We start from the raw sequence: 24,414 nt of genomic DNA, 5'->3' as shown, positions 1-24,414 counted from the left end.
ACAGCCATAGAGTTTGATCTTCATGTCAGCAAACCTTGCTCAATACACTCCACTGCACGCTTTAAACCAACCAGCGAACCAAGACTTATCGCTACCCACTCGGTTTACGTTTCCGTATTACTATACTCCGCACCCAATGTGTGAGTTAGCAATGCTGCGGCTTCAACAGTCACTGCTCGACTGTGGTGTGAATGAAACATCGCAAGGCAACCTCTATGCCGTGCTTCTTGTTCAGGATCCAACAACTCAGGAGCTAGGCTACCTTTCTGCATTTTCAGGTTTGCAGTTAGATTCGTCTTTGGACTCCCAGTTAAACAACATTAACTTTGTTCCACCAGCCTTCGATTCAGAACAGTTTCAATCTCACAACAGTGCAAACCTCGCTCGCCAATCGCAACTAGCGGATGACATTGAAAAACTAAAACAATCGCATAACCTAGATGAATTGACATCAAGCCTAAATGAACTCAAAAACGATGCGAGCAAAGCAGTCGAAGCATTTCAAATCGCAATGGCTGCAAACAAGGCAGAGCGTACGGTTCTAAGAGAAAAAGCTAATCAAGAGGAAGCGTCGGGGAATCTTGATTCAGCCACTGACCTGCTTAAACAGTTAGGTAATCAAAGCAGCCAAGAGAAGCGCGACCTAAAAGCGCTCCGTATCGAGTGGAAACAAAAGATCGCAGAACGCCAGTTGCAAGTTGATGCTATCGAAAGCGAACTTAAGAGCCGCAAGCAAGAGTACCAAGCGATCTCAGCCGAATTAGAAGCGCAACGTTTGTTCCATTATCGCTTTATCAACCAAGCACTCGAATCAAAGAACCTGCTTGAATTGTTAGATGGCAAAGACGCTCTTGAAGGCTCTGGCGACTGTTGCCTACCTAAGCTGCTTAACTTTGCGTTTGAACACGGATTTAAACCGTTAGCATTGTCTGAGTTTTGGTGGGGATTACCACCTACAGATATCATTCGACAACACGCAAACCTCTACCCTGCTTGTCAGAGCAAAAGCTTTGAGGTCCTCGACCACCAGCTGAGTGGTATTGAACTAGAAGATAACCCGCTTATCGTGAACCCTGCGGTGGGTAAATCGTTTGATATTGTCTACGAAGATGACGAGATCGTGGTGGTGAATAAACCCGAGGAGTTCTTGTCGGTTCCTGGCAAGTTCATCGAAGACTCGGTTTATACACGCATTAAAGCGCGTTACCCCGATGCAACAGGCCCTTTGATTATCCATAGGTTAGATATGTCGACGTCTGGATTGTTGATTTTGGCACTGACCGCAGAATCTAATAAACACATCCAGAAGCAATTTATAGACAGAACCGTAGAGAAGCGCTACACCGCTCTGCTTGATGGCGAAATCCACGGTGAATCTGGCGATATTAGCTTGCCCTTACGCGGCGACATAGCAGACAGACCAAGACAATTGGTTTGCCGTGAACACGGACGTAACGCTGAAACTCATTGGGAAATGGTCAACACCAACAATGGCAAAACCAAGGTTCACTTATACCCAAAAACAGGCCGCACCCATCAGCTACGCGTACATTGCGCTCACCCGTCAGGCCTTGGTGTCCCAATCCGCGGTGATGACCTTTATGGCTACAAACGCGAGCGTCTGCACCTTCATGCGGGATATCTAAAACTGATTCACCCAACCACGGGCAAGTGGATCGAGTTTGAAGTGCCGTCAGAGTTTTAATCCTATCTTTAGCTTAGGGCTTTCGAGCCCTACGCTTCTCAAATGTCCTGTAAATAAGCTTTCAACCCTCGGTCGAAAGACCAAGACATTAGTACCAGAAATCTAAGACTAAAAAGCTTGAACACAATAAAGTGACCATCGCGGGAATACCGTCCTTCCAAGTATCAAAGCGTAAGTGGAAATAAAGCGCCCCTATCGAAGTAGCCCCCAATATTGCACCACCCATCAATTGAGTCTGTGCTGGTGAGATGTCACATAGGGCTAAAATCAAGAGAGCCGCTCCGGTCAATTCGACTAACCCCACGAGAAACATGATCTTTCTATTCAAGCCATAGCTATTAAAGAAACCAAGCTGAATTTCAAAGACCTTCTTTTGCCAACCAAGCGTCTTGATTGAGCTCGCCAACACAAAGAACATCACCATCAAAATACTTATTACTGTACTCATTCCGCCTACCTCTACAAGAATCATTAATTTCAACGATGTTATTTAATCATTCATAATTAAGGTGGTAAATGCTAGTTTCATAATAGTAAAGATTCCAAATTGGAATAAATAAACACAAGGTGAGTAAGATGGATAAGATTGAGTGTATTCGTATCTTTGTGGAAACCGCGCAACTGAATAGCTTCACCGCAACCGCCAATAAGTTAAACATGACACAGGGTGCGGTTAGTAAGAAGATCGCATGGTTGGAAAGTGACTTAGGGATGACTCTGTTTCAACGAAACAGCCGCAAGATATCCCTCACTCATGTAGGGAAAGATTACCTAGAATATTGCTCCCGTTTGCTCGAAGAGATGTCTGCCATAGAAAGCAAGCTCAAGCGTGAGACAGAATCCGTAGAAGGCGAGCTCAAGATATCTGCGCCAAGTGCCTTTTCATCGATGTTACTCAGTGAGCCGCTTCAAGCTTTCATTGAACAGCACCCAGGTATCCGTATTAACCTCAGTGTCGACGACCGTATTGTTAACCTCAATGAACACAATATAGATGTCGCCATTCGAGCATCACAACTTGAAGACTCAGGGTTAAAAGCTCGCTTTCTTTTCAACAATAGAGTTCACTACTTTGCATCGCCCGATTACTTAAAAAATCACGGAAAACCTAAACATCCGCAAGATCTTAGCCAGCATAAGTGCTTAACTTATTCTCTGATGAACCCTGCAAACGAATGGCGTTTCAAAGACAAAGATCGCCAATGCACCAGTATGGAAGTAAACCAAATTTTCACGTCAGACAGTCCAGAAATGTTGCTTAAAATGGCGAGACAGGGTTTAGGTGTGGTTGCTTTACCGGATTGGATGGGCATAGAATTTGTAGAGACTAGGGAGTTAACGCAGTTATTAGAAGATTGGAGCAATGACTACTTGCCGATGTACGCGGTGTACCATGCAAGTGATTATTTGCCCCAAAGAATTCGAGTATTTATCGATTTTATTGCGGAGTGTTTAAGTTCTACAAACAATTAAAGCTCAACCAGAAATCAATCAACCAATCGATCAATCAATCAATCAATCAATCAATCAATCAATCAATCAATCATCAAGCCTCTATAAGCGACTAATCAAACATTAAGATGGTACTTAGCCCATCACATCAGTGCGTTGCTCGACGCATTCGAAAGAGCCCATTTCGAACTCACGACAGATCCAAGGTCGGTTTTCGTAGATAGTACACATCAGTGTTTCTCTATCAACGGCCGAACACCAACCGTCGTCTAATCTCAGCATGGTCTCGCCGCCCCATTCGTCATACGCAATATGCTCTTCAGGAACGCCGGTATCTGTGATGATCATAACCTCTAAACGACAACAGCATGCCTGACAATTGGCACATGTTACTTCGGGTTCGGTTACGTTCTTTATCTCTATGGTCATAAGTGACTACACTGCTAAATTTTGCGTATAGTAATCGAAACCGCTCGCTACGGCTAATAAAGAAAGCGAGATGCACCGTTTTCAGGTGGGTAAAAATAACAATAGGCGTTGTGATTTACTCACAACGCCCACTAAGTTTTCTCGTTTTAGCTGAATAACGACTCTATTTAGAATAGGCTCGCGAAAAACAACTTAACGTAGTCCATCAGACGTTTGAATATTCCACCTTGTTCAACAGCCTCTAGCGCAATCAATGGCTGAGTTTGCACATCTTCACCATCGACTGTGTAATGAACCACACCTAGTGTTTGACCTTCTGCAATCGGTGCCTTCAACTCAGAATCAAGTTCAATCGATGCAGTTAGCTTTTTACTGTCTGACTTAGGCAGTGTGATAAACGTGTCTTCTGCAACACCCAGCTTCAATGTATCTTTGGCACCAAACCATACCTTCTCTTCAGCGACTTCATCTCCACCTTGATGTGGGTTTAGCGTGTCAAAGAACCTAAAGCCATAGCTTAATAACTGTTTACTGTCTGACTCACGGCTCTTAACGCTTGATGCGCCCATAACAACCGCGATAAGTCTCATCTCACCTTGTGTCGCCGAACTCGCTAAACTGTATCCAGCACCAGAGGTATAGCCCGTTTTCATTCCATCAACCGTCAAGCTTCTATCACGCAGTAAGCCATTACGGTTGTGTTGTGTGATGCCGTTATAACTGAACGAACGTTCGCTGTATAAGCCATAAACATCCGGTAAGTCACGAATAATCGCACGACCTAGTAATGCAATATCGTAAGGAGTCGAATAAAGATCGTCAGCGTCTAAGCCATGCGCGTTAGCAAAGTGGGTATTTTCTAATTTTAAAGATGTTGCCCAAGAGTTCATAAGATCCACAAATGCATCTTGTGAGCCCGCAACGTGTTCCGCAATCGCAACACTCGCATCGTTACCTGATTGAATAATCAAGCCACGGTAAAGATCCATCATCGCCACATCGGTGTTCACTTCAATGAACATCTTCGATGAGTCTGGGAATTTTTTCGCCCACGCGTTCTCACTGATTCGTACCTGATCGTCAGCAGAGATGTTGCCTCGCTTCATCTCTTGCCCAGCCACATAGCTGGTCATCAGTTTGGTCAAACTCGCTGGGTTTAACTTAGTGTGTGCGTTTTTTTCTACCAGCACATCACCAGAATTAAAATCAATTAACACATACCCTTTTGCGCCTAGGCTAGGTGGGCTTGGCACTATAGAAGGTGCTGCGATAGCTGCATTACTTACCATCGCTGCGTTACTTACAATGAATATACTTAATAGAGGGAGAGAGTATTTGGAAAACAGTTTCATTGAATCAAACCTAAGTTAACGTTTTGAGCAGTATAGACAAATGCTAGCAAAAGAAGCGCGAACTTTACGTTGCTTTACGTATTTGTACCATTCGTTACAAATAAAAAAGTATAATCTGCGATCTGACCATATTTTCAACAACCAATATTGACTCAACGAATGCATCCAACGCCTTATTCTATCGCTCAGGCATGCGTCTAAATAACATTTCAACAAAGCCAGTAATGCGCTGTTTGCTCTCGCTTGGCTCTAAATCAGGTTGAATGCCAGACTGTGCTAATGCTTGCCATTGTACGACCTGAGAGTTAGGTACGAAAAAAGCAATGTACAGAGATCCTTTCTCGGCGACTTTTCCGTCACCATCATAAAATGGCACCCCTGTTGAAAGCTTAATCGCATCGAAAATCGAGTCATCATTTAACTCTGATTCTTCGGCCAATCCAAAACCGACAACAACATCACCAACTGCACCATTTTGATTCAGTTGATAACCTTTCGTAGCGAGTTGATCTTCAATCGCATCACGCACCAGATCGGTTACTACGGTCTCATCGTATTTTTGAGAAAGGTAAACCTGCTCTGATTCAGGGTGCCACGAGTACGTCGTCACTCCGTGTTTCATGAACTCAAAATCGCCACTGGTGACCACACCATAATTGTGCGTTGGCGGCATTTCTTGTGTGGTACATGCTGTCAGTCCAATCGCTATCAAAGCCAATAACGCTGCTTTTTTTATGCTTTTTGTTGCACAAATGGATCGTTTTATCATTCGCGGCTTCCTTACCTATATAAGAATAAATATCAATTAACCTCCCAACATAAATAGTAATTATGTTAATAGAAAGGTCATTAAACGTTTGCGTAATCGCTAACCTTCACTTCTGCCCGTTTTGGGGGTTTAATCACAAAAACAGAGTTGGTATAGTCTACCTCGTTAAACATAACCAGACCATTCGAGGCACGGAGCTTCCTCAATCATCTCATGAAGAGAAGAATTGGTACCGACAAAGTATCGGCAAATTTAAGAGGGTCAAACAATGGAATTCAATATGGTTGAAATTTTAGGTTACGCGGCATCTATTATGGTCGCAATTTCATTAACAATGAAAGATATCGTTCGTCTGCGTGTCCTTAACTTTATTGGCTGTACTCTCTTTACAGCATACGGCGTTATGATTGACGCATGGCCAGTGGTCGCGACCAACGGTTTCATCGCTTGTGTAAACATCTACTTCCTTGCAAAAATGCAAAAGGAAAAAAAAACGGAAGCGATGAAAGCAGCGAAAGCTTAAATTAGCGATTAGCATTTCAAATATTTCAGAAAAAGCCCAAATAGAGCGATCTATTTGGGCTTTTTTGTGTCTGTCGTTCTCAAGAGCATGATTTCCAATTTTCCAGCCTTTGAAGACATCGATTCTTTCAACTGATCACATATAAGCAACGCGATATTCGTTCTTTTGATACGTCTGAGTGTTGTTACGTCCCCTCTCTTTTGCTTGATAAAGCGCTTTGTCAGCTTTATCGATCGCTGTTTCAATATCAGTGAGCGCTCGATCGTGACAACAGCCAGCACTGATTGTGACAGGTGACACCAAACCTTGCAGTTGCTCTACACTTCGTCTTAGTTCCTCAGACAATTCGAATAACTCACGCTCATCACAATCAAACGTCACCAAAATAAACTCTTCACCGCCATAGCGTGCAATCAAGCGACGACGATTAACAAATCTCTTCAGTGATTTTGCGACCTCACAGATAACCCTATCGCCTTGAGCATGACCATATTGATCGTTCACTCGTTTGAAATGGTCAATATCAAGCAAAATGACACCGACATTTGTTAGCGGATAAGGCGACCTTTGAGCAATTTTCAGCTTTAACTGCTCAATAAAACTCCGTCGGCTAGGAAGACCAGTGAGGTAATCGAGGCTCGCAACATCCAATATTTTGAGATGACGATGCCGCAGGTAAAGCACCAACACGATGATAATGCTCAATAGGCTCACGACTAAAGCCATCAAACTAATAAACAGGAGGCTGTGATTTCGATTAAGCTCTTGTTCTAAGATACCTGCAGAAATGACCCAATTCAGATAAGGGTAAAACTTGTAGAAGATGTTTTTATTTGTCGTGCCACTGTCACTGGAAATCGAATAACTGAAGTGACCTTCGGGTTTGGTGGCGACTCGATCAATAAGCAGTTCAGACGAGTAGCCTGTTAAGGATTTCAATGATTTATGTTCATAATCCGGATGAAGCACTAAGTTACCTTGCAGATCAACAATGTACACATATCCGCTCTCACCGAACGCGTACTTTCTTAGCTTGTCTTTTAAACCTTCAAGATCGACCAAATACATCAATTCTTCTTTATAGGTTGTCGCGACCAATGTATTGCCACTCGGAAGCCTCATCGAATAAGCGACTTTGGCTCGGCGGTTTATTTCATGAGGATTGGCGTGAAAGTATTCGATCATACCAGAGCCAATACTGAGCTGTTTTTGGATATGAGTAAGGTGACCGCGCTTCTTACCTTGTAAGAATGGATGATAGAGGTGGACGCCTTGCGGAGACATCAAATAAATATAACCCGATTGTCCAATGTGCAATTCACTGGCAATTTGGCTTACCTGTTCAATTTCTTGCTCTGGCGTGGCATGCCATACATGAGACGCAACGGTATCCGTGATTCCTTTAAGATATGTCTTTATCGCCTCATTAACTGTGGTATCGACAATATCGTAGCTCGCACTCACAATCGTACGAAAAACAGTTGGTTAGATTCTAATAATGACTTTTCAGTTCGATTAAATTGAACAGCGGAAAGAATCATCGACACGACGGCGAGCGCAATGGAAAAATTAAGAATGTACTTACGTCTGACCTTCAAGATTACCCCATAAATTTATAATTTCAGGTAACGCTGTGATTTTTTTATATACAGATTGTTTTATATCATATTTTTATTTTTTACTGAACGAGCGTCGATATTTTGAGAGGTTTCTATACGCAATCTGTGACTTATAGCAAAAACGCCGAACTGGATTCAGTTCGGCGTTTTGATTTTACGTCTAAGTCGATTACTTAGTTCATATCAAAGCCCTGATAAATTGACTTAAAGCATTAAATTAAGAACAAACTTGAGCCCAGCTACCATCGCTACCCGGTTCAGAACTTGTCCACCAGTTTGCTTGGTAAACACTACCGTTATGAACCACTTGGTCGCCTGTGTTTGCATGGCTTGGATTACCCGCCCAATCTTTCTGAGGTAAGTCTGGGTAAACCGCTAAACCCGCTGTATCACATGTACCTGGATTAGTGCCGCCATCGCCAGGGTTACCGCCACCTGAACTGATATCACCTAATGGTAGATCTGGTTGCTCGAAGCTAAACGCGTAATCAACACCACCGACATTTACCGCGTAGTTAGCAGGGCCAGAAATTGGCAAGTAATACACCATATCTAGCTCATACACACCGCCAGCAGGAAGCTCTTCCCATGTCGGCAAAGTAAACGCTACTCGGTGCATGGTTCCATCTAGTCCACCGATGTTATCCGCACGAGTATGACCCGAAGCAATCACAGACAAACCACCACCCGATTGATCTTTTGCATTATCAGGCGCAGACACAGGAATATCGAACTGGAACTCGGTACCACCCGGAAGTGCTTGACCGGTGTTGTTTGTAAACGTGATCTTAGGATTGATTGGGTAGTTTTGGTCACCGACTTTGAAGCCACCAACTGAAACCGTAATATCTAACGCTTCTGTCGGGATAGCGCCAGTCGCCACTTTGTTTCCGTATGGAGTCGCAGACTTAAACTTATCGTAGATAGCTTTCGTCATTGTATTACCCATATGGAACTCACCGTTACCGCTATTACACGCTTGTTCGGTCGTATCGATAGACGTTCGGTTGCCACTTGCATCGAGTACATAACAGTTATAATCCCCTGCTAGTTCCCAGAACATGATGCCGCCGATCTCTTTGTCGATAACGTAGTCTGCTTTCACATCAATAGACTGTTTATCTTCCGTTGAAAGGAATACGCCCTTCTCTGCATTCCACAACCAAGGAGCAACCGCCACGCTGTCATAGTTACGCGTGTAAGTGCCTGCTAAAACATCAGATGGATCGTTCACAGGATCAAGCTTGTAAGCCTCAGCATAAGAACCCCAAATACCTTTCTCTAGGTTCTTCGCGTGCCACATTGGGTTGGAACCCGCACCCATTTCGTTACCTTTCGGATCGGTATCGTGCCACATGTTGTCGATACCAATTGCACCATGACCACAATTGTTCTTCTCACCTTCACCGGTACCTGCTGAACATTCAGATTGGTTTGGAAGTGCAGCTCGGCCCCAAAGACCATTTTCGCCTCCGGTTACACCTTGCCAACCACGTGTGTAGTAAGGCACACCGATATTAATACGACCTGCTGGCATAGAACCACGGAAGTAATGGTAAGCCCAATCCGTGTTCAGATAACCGATACCACCGTAAGCCGCAGTGCCGTAAACGTTCCACTGTGCTAACTCTGAATCTTTACCTGTATCAAACAATGCAGCGTTATGGCCAACGTGATCGTTCCACGCACCGTGAAGGTCATAAGACATGATGTTTACGTAATCGAGGTACTTGGTGACATCAAATGTTTCCATACCGCGCAATAGGTACCCAGAAGAAGGAGCCGCGATAGTTAACATGTAATGATTGCCATCTTCCGCAGACGCTACATCAAGCTTCTCACGCAGCACTTTCATCAATACTTGGTACGAAGCCCATAGGTACTGACGACGTGGTTCCATGAAGTCTTTGTCGTACGGGTTACCAGCACCCGCCATTGAGGTTGGGTATTCGTAATCGATATCCAGACCATCGAACTGGTATTTACGAAGCATTTCTACCGCGGAAGTCGCGAATGTTTCGATACCTTGATGATTAATAGAACCATCAGCGTTGGTCGTCATGGTGTAGAAACCACCATCAGCAACTCGGCTGCCGTCAGTCGCGAAGTGGCCGCCTGTTTCAGCCCAACCACCGATTGAGATTAACGTTTTAACACCGTGTTTTTTCTTCGCGGTTGCGAGTGCACCAAAGTGACCTTTAAAACCTAATGCAGGATCCACTTCCACACCCGGCCACTCTTTACCGACAGCAGCATTATTTGGATCATTTACATCACCCACATTTACTTTACCGTCTGAGCCAATGCTCACGAACGCGTAGTTAATGTGTGTAAGTTGTTCCCAAGGAATATCATTTACTAGGTAAGCGGCTTGTGGGTCATCCCCTGCACGCCAACTGGTGAAGTAACCAATCACACGACGTGGGTGATCCGCACCCATCTTCTCACGGCCTTCATCATCGTAAATCGTACAGTAAGGGACATCGATACCTTGCGTTTGATACAAGCCATCAGGTCGACAAGTGCTCACCGTTGGAGCGCCGTTAACTGTCAAAGAAGCCAGTGCTGAATCAGTCGTTGCGCCTTGGTTGTCTGTCGCTTTCGCGTAGACCGCTAGAGAGCCAGCTTGAGTGGTTGTGTAATCTAGCGTGTATGGGCTCGTTGCAGCTGTACCCACAAGAGCACCCGCTACGTAGAAATCAACCTTATCAACCGTACCATCGCTGTCTGCTGCCATTGCAGTTAGTGTAACTACACCACCAACATCAACAGATGTCGCTGAAAGGGAAACTGAAACTGTTGGCGCTTCATTACCTGGTTGTGCTGAATCAACAGAAACAGAAACCACACTTGCAACACTTGCTGCGCCTTCATTATCCGTTGCAACAACTGAAACTTGATGGTTGCCAGACGTTGCAGCCCAAGCCGCCTCAAATGGTGCCGCTGTCACTACTGCAACCGACGAACCATCGACAAAGAATTCTACCGAAGCAACACTGCCATCAGAGTCGAGTGCTGTTGCGCTAAGTACCACATTATCACCTTCAACAATCACATCGGATGCCGTTGGCGCTGTTAACGAAGCGGTTGGCGCTTCATTTGGTGTACCGCCGCCTCCATTGCCACTACACACATCCAGTTTTTTCCACTGTGCGTAATCACCTTCAAATTGGCTCGGGTTGTTGTTTTGATTCCAGTAATTCGCTGAGTACGCGCTGCCGTCATGTGAAACCTGATCACCACCGGTGTATACCGTGGCTGAGTCCCACGTTTCTAACGTTGAACAATCAACAGCCGCATAACTGTTGAACGCCATTAAGCATGACGCGGTTAGAGTACTGAGTGTAAAAACCTTCTTGGCCACTCTTCCTTGGTTTAGGTGCATGTTAGCTATCCCTTAAGTTGTTGTTTCAAGATGTTTAATCTAAATGGCATTTTCCTCACCACTTAAATCTCTTCGCAAAACAACTGTAGGTAACAGCGCCAATTAAACACCTAAAATATTCAGTATTTATAAAATGACTCGCATTAATTTGTTTATAGCATGCAATGAGTCGACACTTATTTTGCACCAACAACTAATATTAATTTATTTCGGAAAGCTAAAAAATAATATCTCAAAAATCGGAAATGTGATTTGGATTCGAGAAAAAAATCCGTATCAAAACTAGCCAAAAAGTAGTGATTTAAAGGCGATTTGGGATTCTTTTGGGAATTCGCCCACTTTTTGATAACAAATGTGTTAGTATCGGCGGCTTTTTTGACGAACCTCACATTTCCATGCAAGTGTGGGAGAAATACATAGGCTTGAAAGAGCCAAATATAGCGAAGAAATAATGTCCAACTTGACGCAAGTCGCCAACGAAAACATCAACGCAGAATCTACTTCTATCGATTTCAATAAAGCTCAATCTCTGGGTGAAAAACTGGAACTCGGAAACCCAGTCTTTTGGCTTAGTGGCAGTTTTTTAACCCTCTTTGTCATCCTCGCTTTTACCAACACCTCCGTGTTGTCCGAACTTGTTAACATCGGCTTCAGTTACTCAACTAAGTGGTTCGGTGCTTTCTGGCAAGTCCTACTACTTCTCAACTTCATTATCGGTTTAGTGCTTGCACTAGGTCGCACCGGCCACGTTCGCTTAGGAACGCTTGCCCTACCTGAAATGACCACCTTCAAATGGATGTCTATCGTCCTATGTACGCTGCTAGCTGGCGGCGGTGTATTCTGGGCAGCTGCAGAGCCTATTGCTCACTTTGTTTCGGCTCCGCCACTTTATGGCAACGCTGATCCACAAGCGATGGCGTTTAACGCTCTATCACAATCTTTCATGCATTGGGGGTTCCTTGCATGGGCAATCTTAGGTGGCTTGTCTTCTATCGTGTTAATGCATCTGCATTACGACAAAGGCCTTCCTCTTAAGCCTCGCACTCTGCTTTACCCTCTACTTGGCGACAAGGCAATCAACAGCTGGGTGGGTAACGTAGTCGACGCATGCAGCATTGTGGCAGTAGCTGCAGGTACTATCGGCCCTATCGGTTTCCTTGGTCTACAAATCAGCTACGCATTGAGCGAACTGTTTGGTATTTCAGACAGCTTTGCAACTCAAAGTGTCGTTATTATCTTTGCTATCGCTATGTACACATTGTCTGCATTAAGTGGCGTGAACAAAGGCATCCAACTGGTTAGCCGTTACAACATCATCTTGTCTGTGTGTCTAATCGGCTACATCCTTCTAGTAGGCCCAACAAGCTTCATCGTTGACGGTTACCTACAAGGCATGGGTGAAATGATTGATAACTTCATCCCAATGGCGCTTTACCGCCAAGATACAGCATGGCTAGGTGGCTGGACTGTGTTCTTCTGGGGGTGGTTCTTAGGTTACGGTCCAATGATGGCTATCTTCATTGCTCGCATCTCTCGTGGCCGCACTATTCGCCAAATGATCGTTTCTATCAGCATCGTTGCACCGCTTGTAACATGTTTCTGGTTCAGCATCGTTGGTGGTAGTGGTTTAGCGTTTGAACTAGAGAACCCAGGTGTGATTTCTAGTGCGTTCGAAGGCTTCAACCTTCCGGCGGTTCTTCTAGCAATTACCGCGCAACTGCCGTTCCCAACTCTGATTGCAATTCTGTTCCTGATCCTGACGACCACGTTCATCGTGACAACAGGTGACTCAATGACTTACACAATCAGTGTAGTAATGACGGGCACAACAGAGCCGAATGCAGCAGTACGTACCTTCTGGGGTATCATCATGGGTGCCGTAGCTATTGCACTTATCTCGATGGGCTCTGGCGGCATCTCTGCTCTACAGTCATTTATTGTGATCACAGCCGTTCCTGTATCGTTTATCTTGCTGCCGTGTTTATGGCACGCACCGAAGATCGCGAAGCAGATGGCAAGAGATCAAGGCATCGCTTAATTCCTAATCCGATTTAGTCTCGGTTAGCCTTTAAAACGAAAAAGCCACTCAAGTGATTCACCTGAGTGGCTTTGTTTTATCTGTTCGTTACTTGTATTGACGAAGCTTATTTCTACCGATAGTTCGGCTTATTGAAACTTTTCACCCGCAGCAACCATAAACGACATCTCAACCAATAGCTTTGGGTTTGCCAGTTCAGCTTTTACACACGCTCGGCTTGGTGCGCTACCTTCAGGGAACCATGAATCCCACACTTCGTTCAGTGCATCAAAGTTAGCGAAATCCGTGAGATAAATAGTCACTGACAATACGCGAGATTTGTCGCTGTCTACCAAACTCATCATTTCTTCGGCTTGTTCGAAGATTTGCTGAACCTGACTCTTAATTCCTGCTGTTGTATCCGTCTCTGCCACTTCCACAAAGCTTGCAATACCGTTAAAAACAGTTACATCAGACCAACGTTTGGTCGGGTTAATTCTATGAATTTTCACTGGTTATACTCTTCTTATAATTAGGGTGAACATCAGCGTAATCTAATCCAAATCGCGAATATTGAAAACAAAAATTGGAAAACTCGCGGTACCTTTTGAACAGCACTATCGCTTCCCCATTGCTTTGGTTCTCAACATCACTAGCCTTTAAGCCCCTATCGAGACAATAAGTCGCCACGTGTCAAATCTCTAGATAAATATATTAATTATTATTCTCAATGCGAAATTTAATCTGAACTCTTGCGGTCATATTCAAGGATTTTATTAAATGGAGTACTTTTATGCATGTTCAAACCTATGATTTAAAACAGAGTAATGTGGGGTATAACCTTGGAGTGGTTGGCGTAGCATTGGTGTTAGCTTGGATTGGTATTTACAAGTTCACACCAACTGAAGCGATGCTCATTGAACCGCTAATCGCAAATCATCCTGCAATGAACTGGCTTTACAATCTGTTTTCAGTACAAGCTGTGTCTAACATGGTGGGTGGCGCGGAGATCATTGTCGCGATTGGACTGATCGTTGGATTTAAGAAACCGACAATTGCTTTCTATTCAGGCATTGCTGCAGCGGCTATCTTTGTTGTGACACTCAGCTTCCTAATTACAACGCCAAACGCTTGGAAAGTATCGGATGGCATCTTAGTCACTAACTTCTTCCTAGTGAAAGATATCCTATTTTTGGCGATCGCGATTAGCGTAATCGAACGTAACAAACCTCAGAAGTAACAGTAAATCTAGAAGTGGCCAAAACCTAGAAGTAACCTTGAAATAAAAAGACTCGAAGCTGGCTAGAAGGACGCTGCCAGCTTCTAATGTAAAAGGCACTGATAGTCAGCTAGTCAGCTAAAACCTTACGATAATAATGAGCATCTTGATCCTTCCCTTTGAACACGGCGTAACTTTCAACGCGCTCAACTAAATCAAATCCTGTATTGGATAAAATTTTATTTGAGCCGATATTACCCACTAACGCATAGGCCTCAACATACCTAAGGGAAGAGTTCTCGGCCAAGTAGATAAGTAACTTCCTCACCGCGTTAGACGCAATACCCTTAGAACCAAAGGAATGACCTATTCGATAACCTAGTTCTCCACTTTCAGCGTTCTGATCGATATCACGAACGTTGATTCGCCCACAAATAGTGCCATTAGCGTCTTTGATCAACATAGGAATCATATCGCCATTGTCATACTCTGTTAGAAAGCTAGTGATTTGTTCGGCAACACCCGTATTAGAATAGAAACGGTCTTCCCGAGCTGGGACAAATTGCTCAAACCACTCTCTATTTTCGACTTCAAATTCCAACAAAGCACTAACATCGCTTGGGTGAAGTACGTGTAAAAATACATCCATAATCAATACTCTGTCGCTTATCTAAAAAGCTGCACCTTATGATTCATACAGCTCAGCTTGTCTTATGAATCTAAGGTAAGTCTCTTAACTTCTTAGCAGGGTTGCCTGCATAAATACCTTTCTCGGTGATGTCTTTTGTCACCACACTGCCCGCGCCGATTACCACCCCTTCGCAAACACTGACAGGCAACACTGTCGCATTAGAACCAATAGTAACGTTATCAGCGATAACAGTTCGCCCCCAACTGTCTGGGTTTGGATCTGGCTTGCCATCTTTAAACAAGTCATTCGCAAACATCACCCCGTGCCCAACAAAGCAGTCACTTCCGATAGTCACATACTCGCAAATAAAGGTATGAGACTGGATCTTACTTCTCTCGCCTATCACGGAGTTCTTTTGAATCTCGACAAAGGGGCCAACGAACACGTCATCTTTAAGCTCACAGCCATAAACATTGCTTGGCTCGATGATAGTGACATTCTCACCACAGGTAATGTCAGTAATCTGTACCTTTAACACTCTTGGACTGGCCATACTTCCTCTCGACATTAGCGTCATAATTCAACATAAGCGATTGTGCCGTATGCATTAAAACGCATCAAATAGAGATGTTGAGAGTTGGTAATGGATCAAAAATTCTGCATAAATTAAAACAAGCCAACCAGCACGACTGACAACAGTATTCCTCCGATAAAACTTGGGGCATGAAATGGGCGAGCTTTAGATTTTACGTACTCTTTCTGAAGCTCTTCTTGATAAGTTTTGACGGCAAGTTCTTTTACGTAGTTGTTTTGCATAATAAGCTCCTTTTCAATGAGTAAGAGAAGCTTAAGACTTGAAGCTAGGTTGAGGTAAAGCAAAAATTCAGATTAATTGAGCACATTGGGTGTGTTACTCGAGAATAACTCTAAATACATCGTTATTCACGCCGCCAACATCCACTAACTCGCCAGGCTTCATAACAAGCGAGGCGTTTAGTTGTCGTGTTGAGCGTGGCTCTTTCGTTTCTCGAATCACGAGCATATCGACGAAGTAGCCAGAATCTTGCTTTCGTATTGACCCTGAAAAAGTTACGCTTTCAACCCTATCCGCGAGCACTGAACTAAATGTTTTATCTTCTAAAACACCCGAAGAGATCGACGTATCACCATAAAACAACGTGATAGTTTTTGGGTCAGGAGCTAACTCTGGATTGGATGAACAACCCATCAAGGCTAGGCACAGCATTAAAATAACTCGAAATTGCATAAATTGGTTTTCTTACGTTAAGCGTCTGTTTTTCATATTAAAACACTTCGCATCAGTAAACACCATATGTCGGGCAGAAGCTTGTTTAGAGTGAGTTGTATAGCGAGACTTAATGATGGGGGTACGTCTTGGGGTAGAGTTCGCGAATCAGAGAATAGGCTCTGGTTCCTTGTTAGGAGCTAGAGCCTGAATTTAATCGCTTTTATCGAAGGGGTTCAGTGAATTAAGCAACAACGTCTTGTGGAGGTGTGCCTTCACAGTTAGAAACGACGGCATCAATTTGAATTAGAGCATTCATAGGGATCTCTGAAACTCCAACCACCGTTCTTGCCGGTAAGTCAGCGTTAAAGAACGTAGTGTAGATCTCGTTCACCGCATCAATATCTGAAACATCTTTAAGCTGAACATTAATTTTCACCGTATCGTCCATGCTGTGGTCAACACTTTCAATGATCGCCTTAATATTCTTAAGGCACTGTTCAGCTTGTTCTTTTATACCACCAGCAACCACTTCATTGGTTTTCGGATCTACAGGTAGTTGACCAGAAATATGATTGTAGTGAGAGAAAGCAACAGTATGCGAATAAGGCATGAATGGTGCTGCAACAGTATTATTGGTTTCAATAACCAGTAAGCGAGTGTCTTCTGGTAATTGCGGCGGTGTACCGTCACCATGTGAAACGGATGTATCAATTTGAATTAAAGCGCCCATTGGTAATTCAGCTGCGTTAACAACGGTACGAGCAGGAACGTAGCTTGGGAAGAATTTAGCACATATTTCATTTACCACTTCCGCATCTGCGATATTTTTTACGTAGATAGTCGTTTTAACCACATCATTCATGACATGTCCGATGCTTTCTAAAATAGCTTTAATGTTTGATAGACATTGGGCCGTTTGCGCTTCGATACCACCATCAACCAACTCACCTGTTGTTACATCTATCGGTAACTGAGCTGAAAGATTGTTGTAGTGAGAAAAAGCCGCAGTCTGCGTGGAAACTGCACTTTGAGGTGCATTATCTGTATTTCTTGATACCTTAACTAATGCGCAAGGTGCTTGTGGTTTAGTGCCTTCGCCGTTAGAAATCAGAGCATCCATTTGCACTAGCGCATCGCTGTTTGGCAGTGCAGCTACACCCACGACGGTACGTGTAGGCAGGCTGTTGTTAAAGAAGCTTTTGTAAACTTCATCAATAGCATCGATATCAGAAATATTCTTAACGAAAACATTAATCTTCACGACATCATCCATAACATGGTCGATGCTTTCAACAATCGCTTTAATATTATTTAAGCATTGCGTTGCTTGGTCTTTAATATCACCAGCTACTATTTGACCTGTTTTAGGGTCGACAGGTAATTGAGCTGAAAAGTTATTATAATGAGAAAAAGCGACCGTTTGTGTAGATACAGAATTTATTGATGCTTTTTCAGTATTTCTTGAAATTTTAATGATATCGCTACTCATCGGAATTATCCTTTTAATAATATAGGAATACGTATTTATATTTAACAATCGTATTAGAAAGAATGATTAAAGTAGCGCCATGTTAAGTGAATTATTTTAGGGTAAACGTGATATCCATCAGACTCTCAGTTGACTATAAATCAGCAAGTTACAGAATAATTAGTCATCGAACGACTAATTATCCGTAACACTAGGCTTTATCAACTGCTAAATTCTCTTTAATTTCAAGTCTATTCAATAATCCTGAATACTCTCTCTGAGAATACGATGAGTAATTCCTAAATTTTAGATAATATTTGATAGGTTGTTCACACTAAAAGTCCTATAACTCTTTTACTAGCCTAATTATTGAGCTTACTCTCTTATATACGTGCATAAACTCTTAGGCTGTTTAACTAATTATTTTAGAGAGCTATTTTTATATAAATACGTTAATAATATACTCGACAATCAAATACCAACACACTGAAAATGCCCACAATTAGATACATTTACTCACTTAATTCAACAAGACAACTGTGTTCGTTCAAGGTATCCGATAAGTCGGCCTAGAAGTAGCCACTGTAATTTTCAAAACATTAACGACGAGCGCCTAAGAAGCTTGACCATTTGTCTTTTACTTCAGGCGTTAAATCTAGCGAGAATTCGTAGCCTAAATGGTTTTCACGTGTGACCTCAAAACCTAGATGCTTGTGAAACCGCACCGACAACTCATTAAGACGTAGGACATTACTCACTAACACAGTTGAGTGTTTGTTTTTTAGGTTATCAGCAATGGAGCGAAACAAAGAAAGGAAAGCCGCCTTACTACGATAGTTTGGGTGTACCACAAACATAGGTACAAACCACTGACCATCGCCTAAATCACGCAGTGTCGTATAACCAATTAACTTGTCGCCTCTACGATATTCAAAAAGTAACCCCTGCTCAATTGATTCAGCACGTGACGCCAAATAAACATCTCTTTCGATCGGAAACCCGGCTTCTTTAGAAATTGACTCCAACGTGAGCATATCTAGTTCCAAATACTCTTCCATCATTACCTTCTTAGCTAATATCTTACTGGCGAAACTTTAAACGTCATTGATGCACGAAACACACTTTAAGCGAAAATTTCCAAGTATTAAGTATCATTGCAACTCATTTGTTCTACTGGAACTCAAAGAAGTTGAAGAACGAAGCAAGCAATAAAAGCAGGTAATCCTGCAATAAATAACACTAGGCCTGTTTGATAATTCATTCGATAATGTTCTTGTTGGTCTTTATCAAAATCATGGCCTTCGACCATTTTGTAGACTTTATCTGTTACAGGGTCATCAAGACGTGTGGTCTTACTATGAACACCACCTTCCCACATTAACTTGGCTAGAACCCAAATGACGATAACCACGAAAAACAAGAAATCGACGATTCTTGTAGTGGCAAAGAAAGGAAAAAACTGAGATAAGGCCAGAACAACCAATGCTGCCGTTAAATTAATCAATGCTACTTTCTTCAATAAATCGAGCAAGAGAACTCCTAGAAAATGTCTGTAAATTAAGCTTTCCTCACGAGAGAAAAGCAAAGACTAAACAGATATTTATAAAATAAACACTTCTCGATCAACCAAAAGATATACGTGATATCGCGCAACATGAAATACCGCACGTTTCGAAACATAAATATTGAGTAAAGGCTAAACAGCTCTTGGAGTAGTGTTGAAGTGGCGCTTAAATTCGCGACTAAATTGGGATGGGCTGGAATAGCCAACTCGGCGTGCAGCATCGCTGATGCGTAGGCCTTCTAGTTGAATCAATTCTTTGGCTTTGTTGAGCCTAACCTTCTTCAAGTATTGCAGCGGTGATTCGAACGTTACGTTACGAAAGGCGTTGTGGAACGCAGACACACTCATGTTGGCTTCGTCGGCAAGCGATTGAACAGTGATGGTTTGGTCGTACTCTTCATGCACTTTAGACAGCGCTTTAGCGACACGTGCGTAGTGACCGTCATGATGAGCTAAATCAAACAGCACTCGTCCTTCTGAACCGGTTAGGGCGCGGTAGACAATTTCGCTGACCATGGCATCACCCAATATGTTGGCTTCGATGTCGCAATGCAGCATTTTCACCAATCGAGTAAAACTTTCGAGCATTTGTTCTTCCATCGGCGTGGATTCTAAGCCGCTAGAATTCTGTCTGTGCTTATTGCAGTAGCTCTCAAGAAAGCCTTGGTCTTCTAACTTTTTTACCAAGCTGTGCAAGCGCTGAGAGTCAATGTTGATAGATAAACCAAGCAATGGTTCGCCATTTACAGGCAAGGCTTCACACTCCAATGGCATTGGTACACCTACCACAAGGTAATCACCTGCGGCGTAAGTAACGGGTCTGTCGCCAATGTAGATATTCTTTTTCCCCTGCCCGAGCATGATAATACCCGACTGGTAAGTGAATGGCTGACGCTGATTCCCGCCACTGCTTCTATACAACCACACACCGCCAATTTCAGTTTCTCTGATCCCTTCGAGATCATCCCAACCTTTGTGTTCTACATAAGACTGTAATAACTGCGCGAGTGTTTTCATAAGTGGCGACTTTCCATTCCAAGTGCTAAGAGTAAGTAAGCTAAAGCGGAGAAAGAATATCAAGTTTGTAGAAATAGGCAATTTATTTGGAGGATCAGCTCTTCATCACCCTAGATTACTGTACTAATATGCAAATATAGAAATTGAGCAATCAAATAAAATAACAAATTGAGCTTTACACAAGGAATCTCTAATGCAATTCACTTATGTTAACCCTACAGTTATCCACTTCGGCCAAGGCCAAATCAACGCTATCAGCCAAGCGGTTGATACTTCGAAGAAAGTACTAGTCATCTACGGTGGCGGTTCAATCAAAAGCAACGGTGTTTACGACCAAGTTGTCGCTTCTCTGAAGGATCACGCTTGGATTGAGTTCGCTGGTGTTGAAGCTAATCCAACCAAAGAGACGCTAGATAAAGCCGTCGCTCTTGTTAAAGAAGAAAACGTAGAGTTCATTATCGCTGTTGGCGGTGGTTCAGTAATCGACGGTTCTAAGTACGTTGCTGCGGCAGCTAAATACGACGGCGACGGTTGGGATATCCTAGCGGGTAAACACCAAGTAACAGAAGCGACACCAATTGGTGCGGTACTGACACTTCCTGCGACAGGTTCTGAATCTAACATGGGTGCGGTAATCACTCGTAAAGAAACTCAAGAGAAACTGGCATTCATGAACCCTGCGGTACAGCCTAAATTTGCGGTTATGGACCCAGACGTAATGAAGTCTCTGCCAGAGCGCCAACTGATCAACGGCTTAGTTGATGCGTGGGTTCACGTATGTGAGCAATACATCACAATGCCAACAGACGCGATGGTTCAAGACGGTTACGCAGAAACACTGCTTAAGAACCTACTTGTACTGGGTAAGCAATACGACGAGCGTGACAACGACGCATGGCGTGCAAACCTAATGTGGACTGCAAACCAAGCGCTTAACGGTCTGATTGGTACTGGCGTCCCTCAAGATTGGGCAACACACATGATTGGCCATGAGTTCACAGCACTATGGCACGTAGACCACGCGCGTTCTCTTGCGATTGTTCAACCTTCACTACTTCGTAACCAAATCGAAGCGAAGCGTGGCAAGCTAGAGCAAATGGGTCGTAACGTATTTGGCCTAGAAGCGGGTGCTGATTTAGCCGAGCGTACAATCGCGGCAATCGAAGCCTTCTACCACAGCCTAGACGTTCCAACCATGTTCGACGGTTACGAAGCAACTAAAGCGGCAGCAATCGACAACGTTGTTGCTCAACTTGAATCACACGGTTACCTGCAACTTGGCGAAAACCAAGCAATCACGCCAGAGAAAACGCGTGAGATTTTAGAGTCTGCGATTCACTAAGAATTGCTAAAGTGGAGAGAAAGCAAAGACAATAGTCACACAAAGATGATTTTTTACATCTGACTGAACCCGTTACTTATTTCTTTCGTACAAACAAAGCAGCGTTCATTTTGGGCGCTGCTTTTTAATTTGCCCTACAAGATGCTATTAAATTCTCATAAGTCCTTAATTTTATGTGCATTCAGATTTCTATATTGGTAAGGTAAACCTGTCTCTTTACTAGGTATGAACAACGATTTGAACAATCTCAAGGAAATGGTTAAGTTTAAATCACTTAACAAGTGGTATGGTGATTTTCATGCCCTAAAGGATATCGATTTAAATATTGAACAAGGAGAGATAGTGGTGATTTGCGGGCCATCAGGTTCGGGTAAATCAACTTTAATCCGTTGTATCAATCAGCTAGAACCTTTCGAAAGTGGCGAGCTTTGCGTGTTAGAACAAGTACTTCCGAGTAAATTTAACACACCAGGCCAAGTCGGAATGGTGTTTCAGCATTTTCATTTATTCCCCCATCTTACCGTGCTTGAGAACCTAACTCTGTCGCCGATTCGTACGCTTAAAAAAAGCAAACAAGAAGCCGAGAAGATTGCAATGCACTATCTCGAGCGCGTACACATCGCTGAACAAGCCAACAAATACCCTGTGCAACTTTCTGGCGGTCAGCAACAACGTGTAGCTATCGCCCGTTCGCTGTGCATGAAGCCTGAATTACTACTTTTTGATGAACCGACTTCAGCACTTGATCCGGAGATGATCAACGAAGTGCTCGACGTGATGGTTGAACTGGCGAGCGAAGGTATCACCATGGTGTGTGTGACCCACGAAATGGGCTTTGCGAAACAAGTGGCCGACCGCGTTATCTTCATGGATGAAGGACAAATTGTGGAATCGAATACGCCACAAGCGCTCTTTGAAAACCCTCAACATGAACGTACTCAAGCGTTCCTAAATCAGATCCTGACTTATTGATGTTGATTCGAATTATTAAACCCGCCCTATCTGCTTTGGTACAGATTGTTGTACTGGTGGCTGCTGTTGTTTGGATTCTCGACTCTGGTGCACAAACCATGGGATACAGCTGGCAATGGGAGCGTGTGCCGGACTATATTGCTTTCTATGAAGATGGTGAATGGTGGCCTGCAGAATTAGTTGAAGGGCTACTGGTTACCATCAATATCTCTTTGATTTCTTTGGTTGCCACACTGATCATTGGTTTAACGACAGCACTATTGAGAAACTCAAATTCTGTGGTTGGACGCACCTTAGCCACCAGCTATGTTGAGTTGATTCGTAACACGCCGTTATTAGTACAAATTTATTTGCTCTATTTTGTATTTGGCCCCGTATTAGGGCTCGATCGCTTTAGTACTGCCGTTTTAGCCTTAGCACTTTTCCAAGGCGCTTACACCGCCGAGATATTTCGTGCCGGTTTAAATGGTATTGCGAGAGGACAATTTGAAGCAGCTCAATCCTTGGGCTTATCAAAGACCTATACTTACTGGGATGTGGTTCTTCCTCAGGTGGTGCAACGTACCTTGCCACCGTTGACCAATGAAGTGATCTCTCTTATTAAAAACTCTTCAATTGTAAGTGTCATGGCTATTTTTGACCTGACGACTGAAGCCAGAAACATTGTTTCTGAAACCGCGATGCCATTCGAGATTTGGTTCTCTGTGGCGATCATTTATCTTGCTCTTACACTTTCACTTTCTGCCGTTGCTGCTTGGCTTGAGCATAAGCTCGGGGCTAACTGGCGAACACAATAAGGATTTATCAGCATGAAGCTATTTAAAACCGCGATTACAGCCCTACTAGCGCTTGCCGTAAGTTTGCCTGCACTTGCTTCTGAAACGCCTAACCTCGATAAAATAAACGAACGTGGCTCACTGCGCGTTGGTATGTCGACATTTGTTCCTTGGGCAATGCGTAACAAACAAGGCGATCTTGTTGGCTTTGAAATCGACGTGGCGAAACGCCTTGCCGAAGATTCTGGTTGGAAAGTCGAATTTGTACCTACGGCATGGGACGGCATCATCCCTTCACTATTATCGAAGAAATTCGATGTGATCATCGGCGGTATGTCTATCACTGAAGCTCGTGCTAAAAGCGTATTATTCACTGAACCTTACTCGCACTCTGGCGTTCAACTGGCGGCTAATAAAGAGCTAGCGGAAGGTTTTACTCAGATCTCTGATTTTGATTCTCGCCGCGTAAAAATTGCAGCACGTCGTGGAGCATTCACAGTTCAAGTCGCTCGTGAAACCTTCCCTAAAGCGAAAGTTCTACAGTTCGATGACGATGCTCAAGCATTCCAAGAAGTGTTGAACGGCAACGCACACGCGGTTATCGCGTCTAGCCCTAAACCAGAACACGAAACGATCAAAAACGCAGACACGCTATTTATTCCATTTGAAGAGCGTCTATCAAAAGGTAACGAAGCATTTGCAGTTCGCCTAGGTGAAACTGACAAGGCAGAATTCTTCAACGAATGGATCAAAGCACGTACTGAAGACGGTTGGTTGAAAGAGCGTTACGAGTACTGGTTCTCTACTCTAGATTGGCAAGACCAGGTTGCTCAAGGTCAGTAATCAGAACTTTTGCTAGTGAATCGAGGCAGTGCGTTGTCTGCACTGCCTTCTCATCGGCAACTTGATTCGCTTTATTGATGAT

General features: G+C 43.5%; 23 protein-coding genes and 1 pseudogene. 9 read left to right on the top strand and 15 right to left on the bottom strand.

The genetic code is table 11. From position 1 onward, the window contains the following. Positions 1-22: 22 nt before the first annotated feature. Positions 23-1,705 carry an RluA family pseudouridine synthase gene (locus AC3CIA_RS21985; RefSeq protein ID WP_488519070.1) on the top strand — a complete coding sequence of 561 codons (1,683 nt, stop codon included), beginning with the start codon at positions 23-25 and terminating at the stop codon, positions 1,703-1,705. An 88-nt stretch (positions 1,706-1,793) separates the two neighbouring features. Here AC3CIA_RS21985 and AC3CIA_RS21980 read toward each other — a convergent pair whose 3' ends face one another. Further along, on the bottom strand, positions 1,794-2,177 hold the full coding sequence (locus tag AC3CIA_RS21980; RefSeq protein WP_488519069.1) for a DoxX family protein: 384 nt from the start codon (positions 2,175-2,177) through the stop codon (positions 1,794-1,796). A 104-nt stretch (positions 2,178-2,281) separates the two neighbouring features. Here AC3CIA_RS21980 and AC3CIA_RS21975 point away from each other — a divergent pair, with 104 nt between their 5' ends. Next, positions 2,282-3,178 (top strand): LysR family transcriptional regulator, encoded by an 897-nt coding sequence (locus AC3CIA_RS21975; RefSeq protein WP_488519068.1) that lies wholly within the window; start codon positions 2,282-2,284, stop codon positions 3,176-3,178. A gap of 114 nt (positions 3,179-3,292) precedes the next feature. Here the strand turns inward: AC3CIA_RS21975 and AC3CIA_RS21970 are convergent, their stop codons facing one another. The 3 genes from AC3CIA_RS21970 to AC3CIA_RS21960 all read right to left on the bottom strand — a co-directional run bounded on the left by AC3CIA_RS21970 (position 3,293) and on the right by AC3CIA_RS21960 (position 5,707). Next, complete coding sequence (locus AC3CIA_RS21970) at positions 3,293-3,586, bottom strand: YkgJ family cysteine cluster protein (protein ID WP_017085602.1); 294 nt, start codon at positions 3,584-3,586, stop codon at positions 3,293-3,295. A 167-nt stretch (positions 3,587-3,753) separates the two neighbouring features. After that, a complete protein-coding gene (locus tag AC3CIA_RS21965; protein ID WP_102565948.1) occupies positions 3,754-4,938 on the bottom strand; it encodes a D-alanyl-D-alanine carboxypeptidase family protein in 1,185 nt (394 codons plus the stop codon). A 178-nt stretch (positions 4,939-5,116) separates the two neighbouring features. Next, positions 5,117-5,707, bottom strand: coding sequence for a DUF4136 domain-containing protein (locus tag AC3CIA_RS21960; RefSeq protein ID WP_017093719.1), 591 nt, complete (start codon positions 5,705-5,707; stop codon positions 5,117-5,119). Positions 5,708-5,975: 268 nt separating this feature from the next. Here AC3CIA_RS21960 and AC3CIA_RS21955 point away from each other — a divergent pair, with 268 nt between their 5' ends. Continuing rightward, positions 5,976-6,230 carry a YgjV family protein gene (locus tag AC3CIA_RS21955; protein ID WP_010430226.1) on the top strand — a complete coding sequence of 85 codons (255 nt, stop codon included), beginning with the start codon at positions 5,976-5,978 and terminating at the stop codon, positions 6,228-6,230. Positions 6,231-6,365: 135 nt separating this feature from the next. On the opposite strand, the pseudogene AC3CIA_RS21950 reads toward AC3CIA_RS21955, so the two are convergent. Further along, positions 6,366-7,828, bottom strand: a pseudogene (locus AC3CIA_RS21950) (sensor domain-containing diguanylate cyclase). Between the two features lie 238 nt (positions 7,829-8,066). Beyond that, positions 8,067-11,234: a chitinase C-terminal domain-containing protein gene (locus AC3CIA_RS21945; protein WP_488519067.1), complete on the bottom strand. Its 3,168-nt coding sequence runs from the start codon at positions 11,232-11,234 to the stop codon at positions 8,067-8,069. 451 nt (positions 11,235-11,685) lie between these two features. Between AC3CIA_RS21945 and AC3CIA_RS21940 the strand changes: the two genes are divergently transcribed. Continuing rightward, positions 11,686-13,272: a BCCT family transporter gene (locus AC3CIA_RS21940; RefSeq protein WP_029405430.1), complete on the top strand. Its 1,587-nt coding sequence runs from the start codon at positions 11,686-11,688 to the stop codon at positions 13,270-13,272. A gap of 128 nt (positions 13,273-13,400) precedes the next feature. On the opposite strand, the gene AC3CIA_RS21935 is transcribed toward AC3CIA_RS21940, so the two are convergent. Continuing rightward, positions 13,401-13,763 carry a RidA family protein gene (locus AC3CIA_RS21935; RefSeq protein ID WP_488519066.1) on the bottom strand — a complete coding sequence of 121 codons (363 nt, stop codon included), beginning with the start codon at positions 13,761-13,763 and terminating at the stop codon, positions 13,401-13,403. Positions 13,764-14,044: 281 nt separating this feature from the next. On the opposite strand from AC3CIA_RS21935, the gene AC3CIA_RS21930 reads away from it, so the two are divergent. Beyond that, a complete protein-coding gene (locus tag AC3CIA_RS21930; protein ID WP_076646849.1) occupies positions 14,045-14,491 on the top strand; it encodes a DUF417 family protein in 447 nt (148 codons plus the stop codon). Between the two features lie 109 nt (positions 14,492-14,600). On the opposite strand, the gene AC3CIA_RS21925 is transcribed toward AC3CIA_RS21930, so the two are convergent. From AC3CIA_RS21925 to AC3CIA_RS21890, 8 genes are all read right to left on the bottom strand, one after another. Then, positions 14,601-15,119 carry a GNAT family N-acetyltransferase gene (locus AC3CIA_RS21925; RefSeq protein WP_237298197.1) on the bottom strand — a complete coding sequence of 173 codons (519 nt, stop codon included), beginning with the start codon at positions 15,117-15,119 and terminating at the stop codon, positions 14,601-14,603. A gap of 70 nt (positions 15,120-15,189) precedes the next feature. Continuing rightward, the gene (locus AC3CIA_RS21920; RefSeq protein ID WP_237298198.1) at positions 15,190-15,654 is read right to left on the bottom strand and encodes an acyltransferase; all 465 of its coding nucleotides are present in this window, start codon (positions 15,652-15,654) and stop codon (positions 15,190-15,192) included. 113 nt (positions 15,655-15,767) lie between these two features. Continuing rightward, the gene (locus tag AC3CIA_RS21915) at positions 15,768-15,917 is read right to left on the bottom strand and encodes a hypothetical protein (RefSeq protein WP_165886753.1); all 150 of its coding nucleotides are present in this window, start codon (positions 15,915-15,917) and stop codon (positions 15,768-15,770) included. Positions 15,918-16,011: 94 nt separating this feature from the next. Then, on the bottom strand, positions 16,012-16,368 hold the full coding sequence (locus AC3CIA_RS21910; RefSeq protein WP_146457734.1) for a hypothetical protein: 357 nt from the start codon (positions 16,366-16,368) through the stop codon (positions 16,012-16,014). A gap of 223 nt (positions 16,369-16,591) precedes the next feature. Continuing rightward, positions 16,592-17,839: a RidA family protein gene (locus AC3CIA_RS21905; RefSeq protein ID WP_237298199.1), complete on the bottom strand. Its 1,248-nt coding sequence runs from the start codon at positions 17,837-17,839 to the stop codon at positions 16,592-16,594. Positions 17,840-18,417: 578 nt separating this feature from the next. Then, positions 18,418-18,879 carry a GNAT family N-acetyltransferase gene (locus AC3CIA_RS21900; RefSeq protein ID WP_488519065.1) on the bottom strand — a complete coding sequence of 154 codons (462 nt, stop codon included), beginning with the start codon at positions 18,877-18,879 and terminating at the stop codon, positions 18,418-18,420. 119 nt (positions 18,880-18,998) lie between these two features. Then, positions 18,999-19,349 carry a hypothetical protein gene (locus AC3CIA_RS21895; protein ID WP_108100593.1) on the bottom strand — a complete coding sequence of 117 codons (351 nt, stop codon included), beginning with the start codon at positions 19,347-19,349 and terminating at the stop codon, positions 18,999-19,001. A gap of 165 nt (positions 19,350-19,514) precedes the next feature. Next, the gene (locus AC3CIA_RS21890) at positions 19,515-20,399 is read right to left on the bottom strand and encodes an AraC family transcriptional regulator (RefSeq protein WP_054545603.1); all 885 of its coding nucleotides are present in this window, start codon (positions 20,397-20,399) and stop codon (positions 19,515-19,517) included. Between the two features lie 193 nt (positions 20,400-20,592). Here AC3CIA_RS21890 and AC3CIA_RS21885 point away from each other — a divergent pair, with 193 nt between their 5' ends. The 4 genes from AC3CIA_RS21885 to AC3CIA_RS21870 all read left to right on the top strand — a co-directional run bounded on the left by AC3CIA_RS21885 (position 20,593) and on the right by AC3CIA_RS21870 (position 24,332). After that, complete coding sequence (locus tag AC3CIA_RS21885) at positions 20,593-21,741, top strand: iron-containing alcohol dehydrogenase (RefSeq protein WP_004731461.1); 1,149 nt, start codon at positions 20,593-20,595, stop codon at positions 21,739-21,741. A 225-nt stretch (positions 21,742-21,966) separates the two neighbouring features. After that, complete coding sequence (locus AC3CIA_RS21880) at positions 21,967-22,713, top strand: amino acid ABC transporter ATP-binding protein (protein ID WP_019350835.1); 747 nt, start codon at positions 21,967-21,969, stop codon at positions 22,711-22,713. Continuing rightward, positions 22,713-23,510, top strand: coding sequence for an amino acid ABC transporter permease (locus AC3CIA_RS21875; protein WP_488519064.1), 798 nt, complete (start codon positions 22,713-22,715; stop codon positions 23,508-23,510). The genes AC3CIA_RS21880 and AC3CIA_RS21875 overlap by 1 nt, the downstream gene beginning before the upstream one ends. A 12-nt stretch (positions 23,511-23,522) precedes the next feature. Further along, positions 23,523-24,332 (top strand): transporter substrate-binding domain-containing protein, encoded by an 810-nt coding sequence (locus AC3CIA_RS21870; protein ID WP_488519063.1) that lies wholly within the window; start codon positions 23,523-23,525, stop codon positions 24,330-24,332. Positions 24,333-24,414 lie beyond the last annotated feature (82 nt).

The organism is Vibrio sp. QJM3NY_27 (assembly GCF_057785955.1).
Note: the sequence above shows the minus strand (reverse complement) of the source record. Positions and strands in the feature narration are given on the sequence as shown.

What these genes read in the sequence shown, in the direction of transcription:
- AC3CIA_RS21915 (WP_165886753.1), bottom strand. Translation starts at nt 15,917, where the DNA reads ATGCAAAACAACTACGTAAAAGAACTTGCCGTCAAAACTTATCAAGAA.
- AC3CIA_RS21900 (WP_488519065.1), bottom strand. Translation starts at nt 18,879, where the DNA reads ATGATGGAAGAGTATTTGGAACTAGATATGCTCACGTTGGAGTCAATT.
- AC3CIA_RS21890 (WP_054545603.1), bottom strand. Translation starts at nt 20,399, where the DNA reads ATGAAAACACTCGCGCAGTTATTACAGTCTTATGTAGAACACAAAGGT.
- AC3CIA_RS21910 (WP_146457734.1), bottom strand. Translation starts at nt 16,368, where the DNA reads ATGCAATTTCGAGTTATTTTAATGCTGTGCCTAGCCTTGATGGGTTGT.
- AC3CIA_RS21880 (WP_019350835.1), top strand. Translation starts at nt 21,967, where the DNA reads ATGAACAACGATTTGAACAATCTCAAGGAAATGGTTAAGTTTAAATCA.
- AC3CIA_RS21980 (WP_488519069.1), bottom strand. Translation starts at nt 2,177, where the DNA reads ATGATTCTTGTAGAGGTAGGCGGAATGAGTACAGTAATAAGTATTTTG.
- AC3CIA_RS21875 (WP_488519064.1), top strand. Translation starts at nt 22,713, where the DNA reads ATGTTGATTCGAATTATTAAACCCGCCCTATCTGCTTTGGTACAGATT.
- AC3CIA_RS21885 (WP_004731461.1), top strand. Translation starts at nt 20,593, where the DNA reads ATGCAATTCACTTATGTTAACCCTACAGTTATCCACTTCGGCCAAGGC.
- AC3CIA_RS21960 (WP_017093719.1), bottom strand. Translation starts at nt 5,707, where the DNA reads ATGATAAAACGATCCATTTGTGCAACAAAAAGCATAAAAAAAGCAGCG.
- AC3CIA_RS21905 (WP_237298199.1), bottom strand. Translation starts at nt 17,839, where the DNA reads ATGAGTAGCGATATCATTAAAATTTCAAGAAATACTGAAAAAGCATCA.
- AC3CIA_RS21925 (WP_237298197.1), bottom strand. Translation starts at nt 15,119, where the DNA reads ATGGATGTATTTTTACACGTACTTCACCCAAGCGATGTTAGTGCTTTG.
- AC3CIA_RS21920 (WP_237298198.1), bottom strand. Translation starts at nt 15,654, where the DNA reads ATGGCCAGTCCAAGAGTGTTAAAGGTACAGATTACTGACATTACCTGT.
- AC3CIA_RS21870 (WP_488519063.1), top strand. Translation starts at nt 23,523, where the DNA reads ATGAAGCTATTTAAAACCGCGATTACAGCCCTACTAGCGCTTGCCGTA.
- AC3CIA_RS21975 (WP_488519068.1), top strand. Translation starts at nt 2,282, where the DNA reads ATGGATAAGATTGAGTGTATTCGTATCTTTGTGGAAACCGCGCAACTG.
- AC3CIA_RS21955 (WP_010430226.1), top strand. Translation starts at nt 5,976, where the DNA reads ATGGAATTCAATATGGTTGAAATTTTAGGTTACGCGGCATCTATTATG.
- AC3CIA_RS21945 (WP_488519067.1), bottom strand. Translation starts at nt 11,234, where the DNA reads ATGCACCTAAACCAAGGAAGAGTGGCCAAGAAGGTTTTTACACTCAGT.
- AC3CIA_RS21965 (WP_102565948.1), bottom strand. Translation starts at nt 4,938, where the DNA reads ATGAAACTGTTTTCCAAATACTCTCTCCCTCTATTAAGTATATTCATT.
- AC3CIA_RS21940 (WP_029405430.1), top strand. Translation starts at nt 11,686, where the DNA reads ATGTCCAACTTGACGCAAGTCGCCAACGAAAACATCAACGCAGAATCT.
- AC3CIA_RS21985 (WP_488519070.1), top strand. Translation starts at nt 23, where the DNA reads ATGTCAGCAAACCTTGCTCAATACACTCCACTGCACGCTTTAAACCAA.
- AC3CIA_RS21930 (WP_076646849.1), top strand. Translation starts at nt 14,045, where the DNA reads ATGCATGTTCAAACCTATGATTTAAAACAGAGTAATGTGGGGTATAAC.
- AC3CIA_RS21970 (WP_017085602.1), bottom strand. Translation starts at nt 3,586, where the DNA reads ATGACCATAGAGATAAAGAACGTAACCGAACCCGAAGTAACATGTGCC.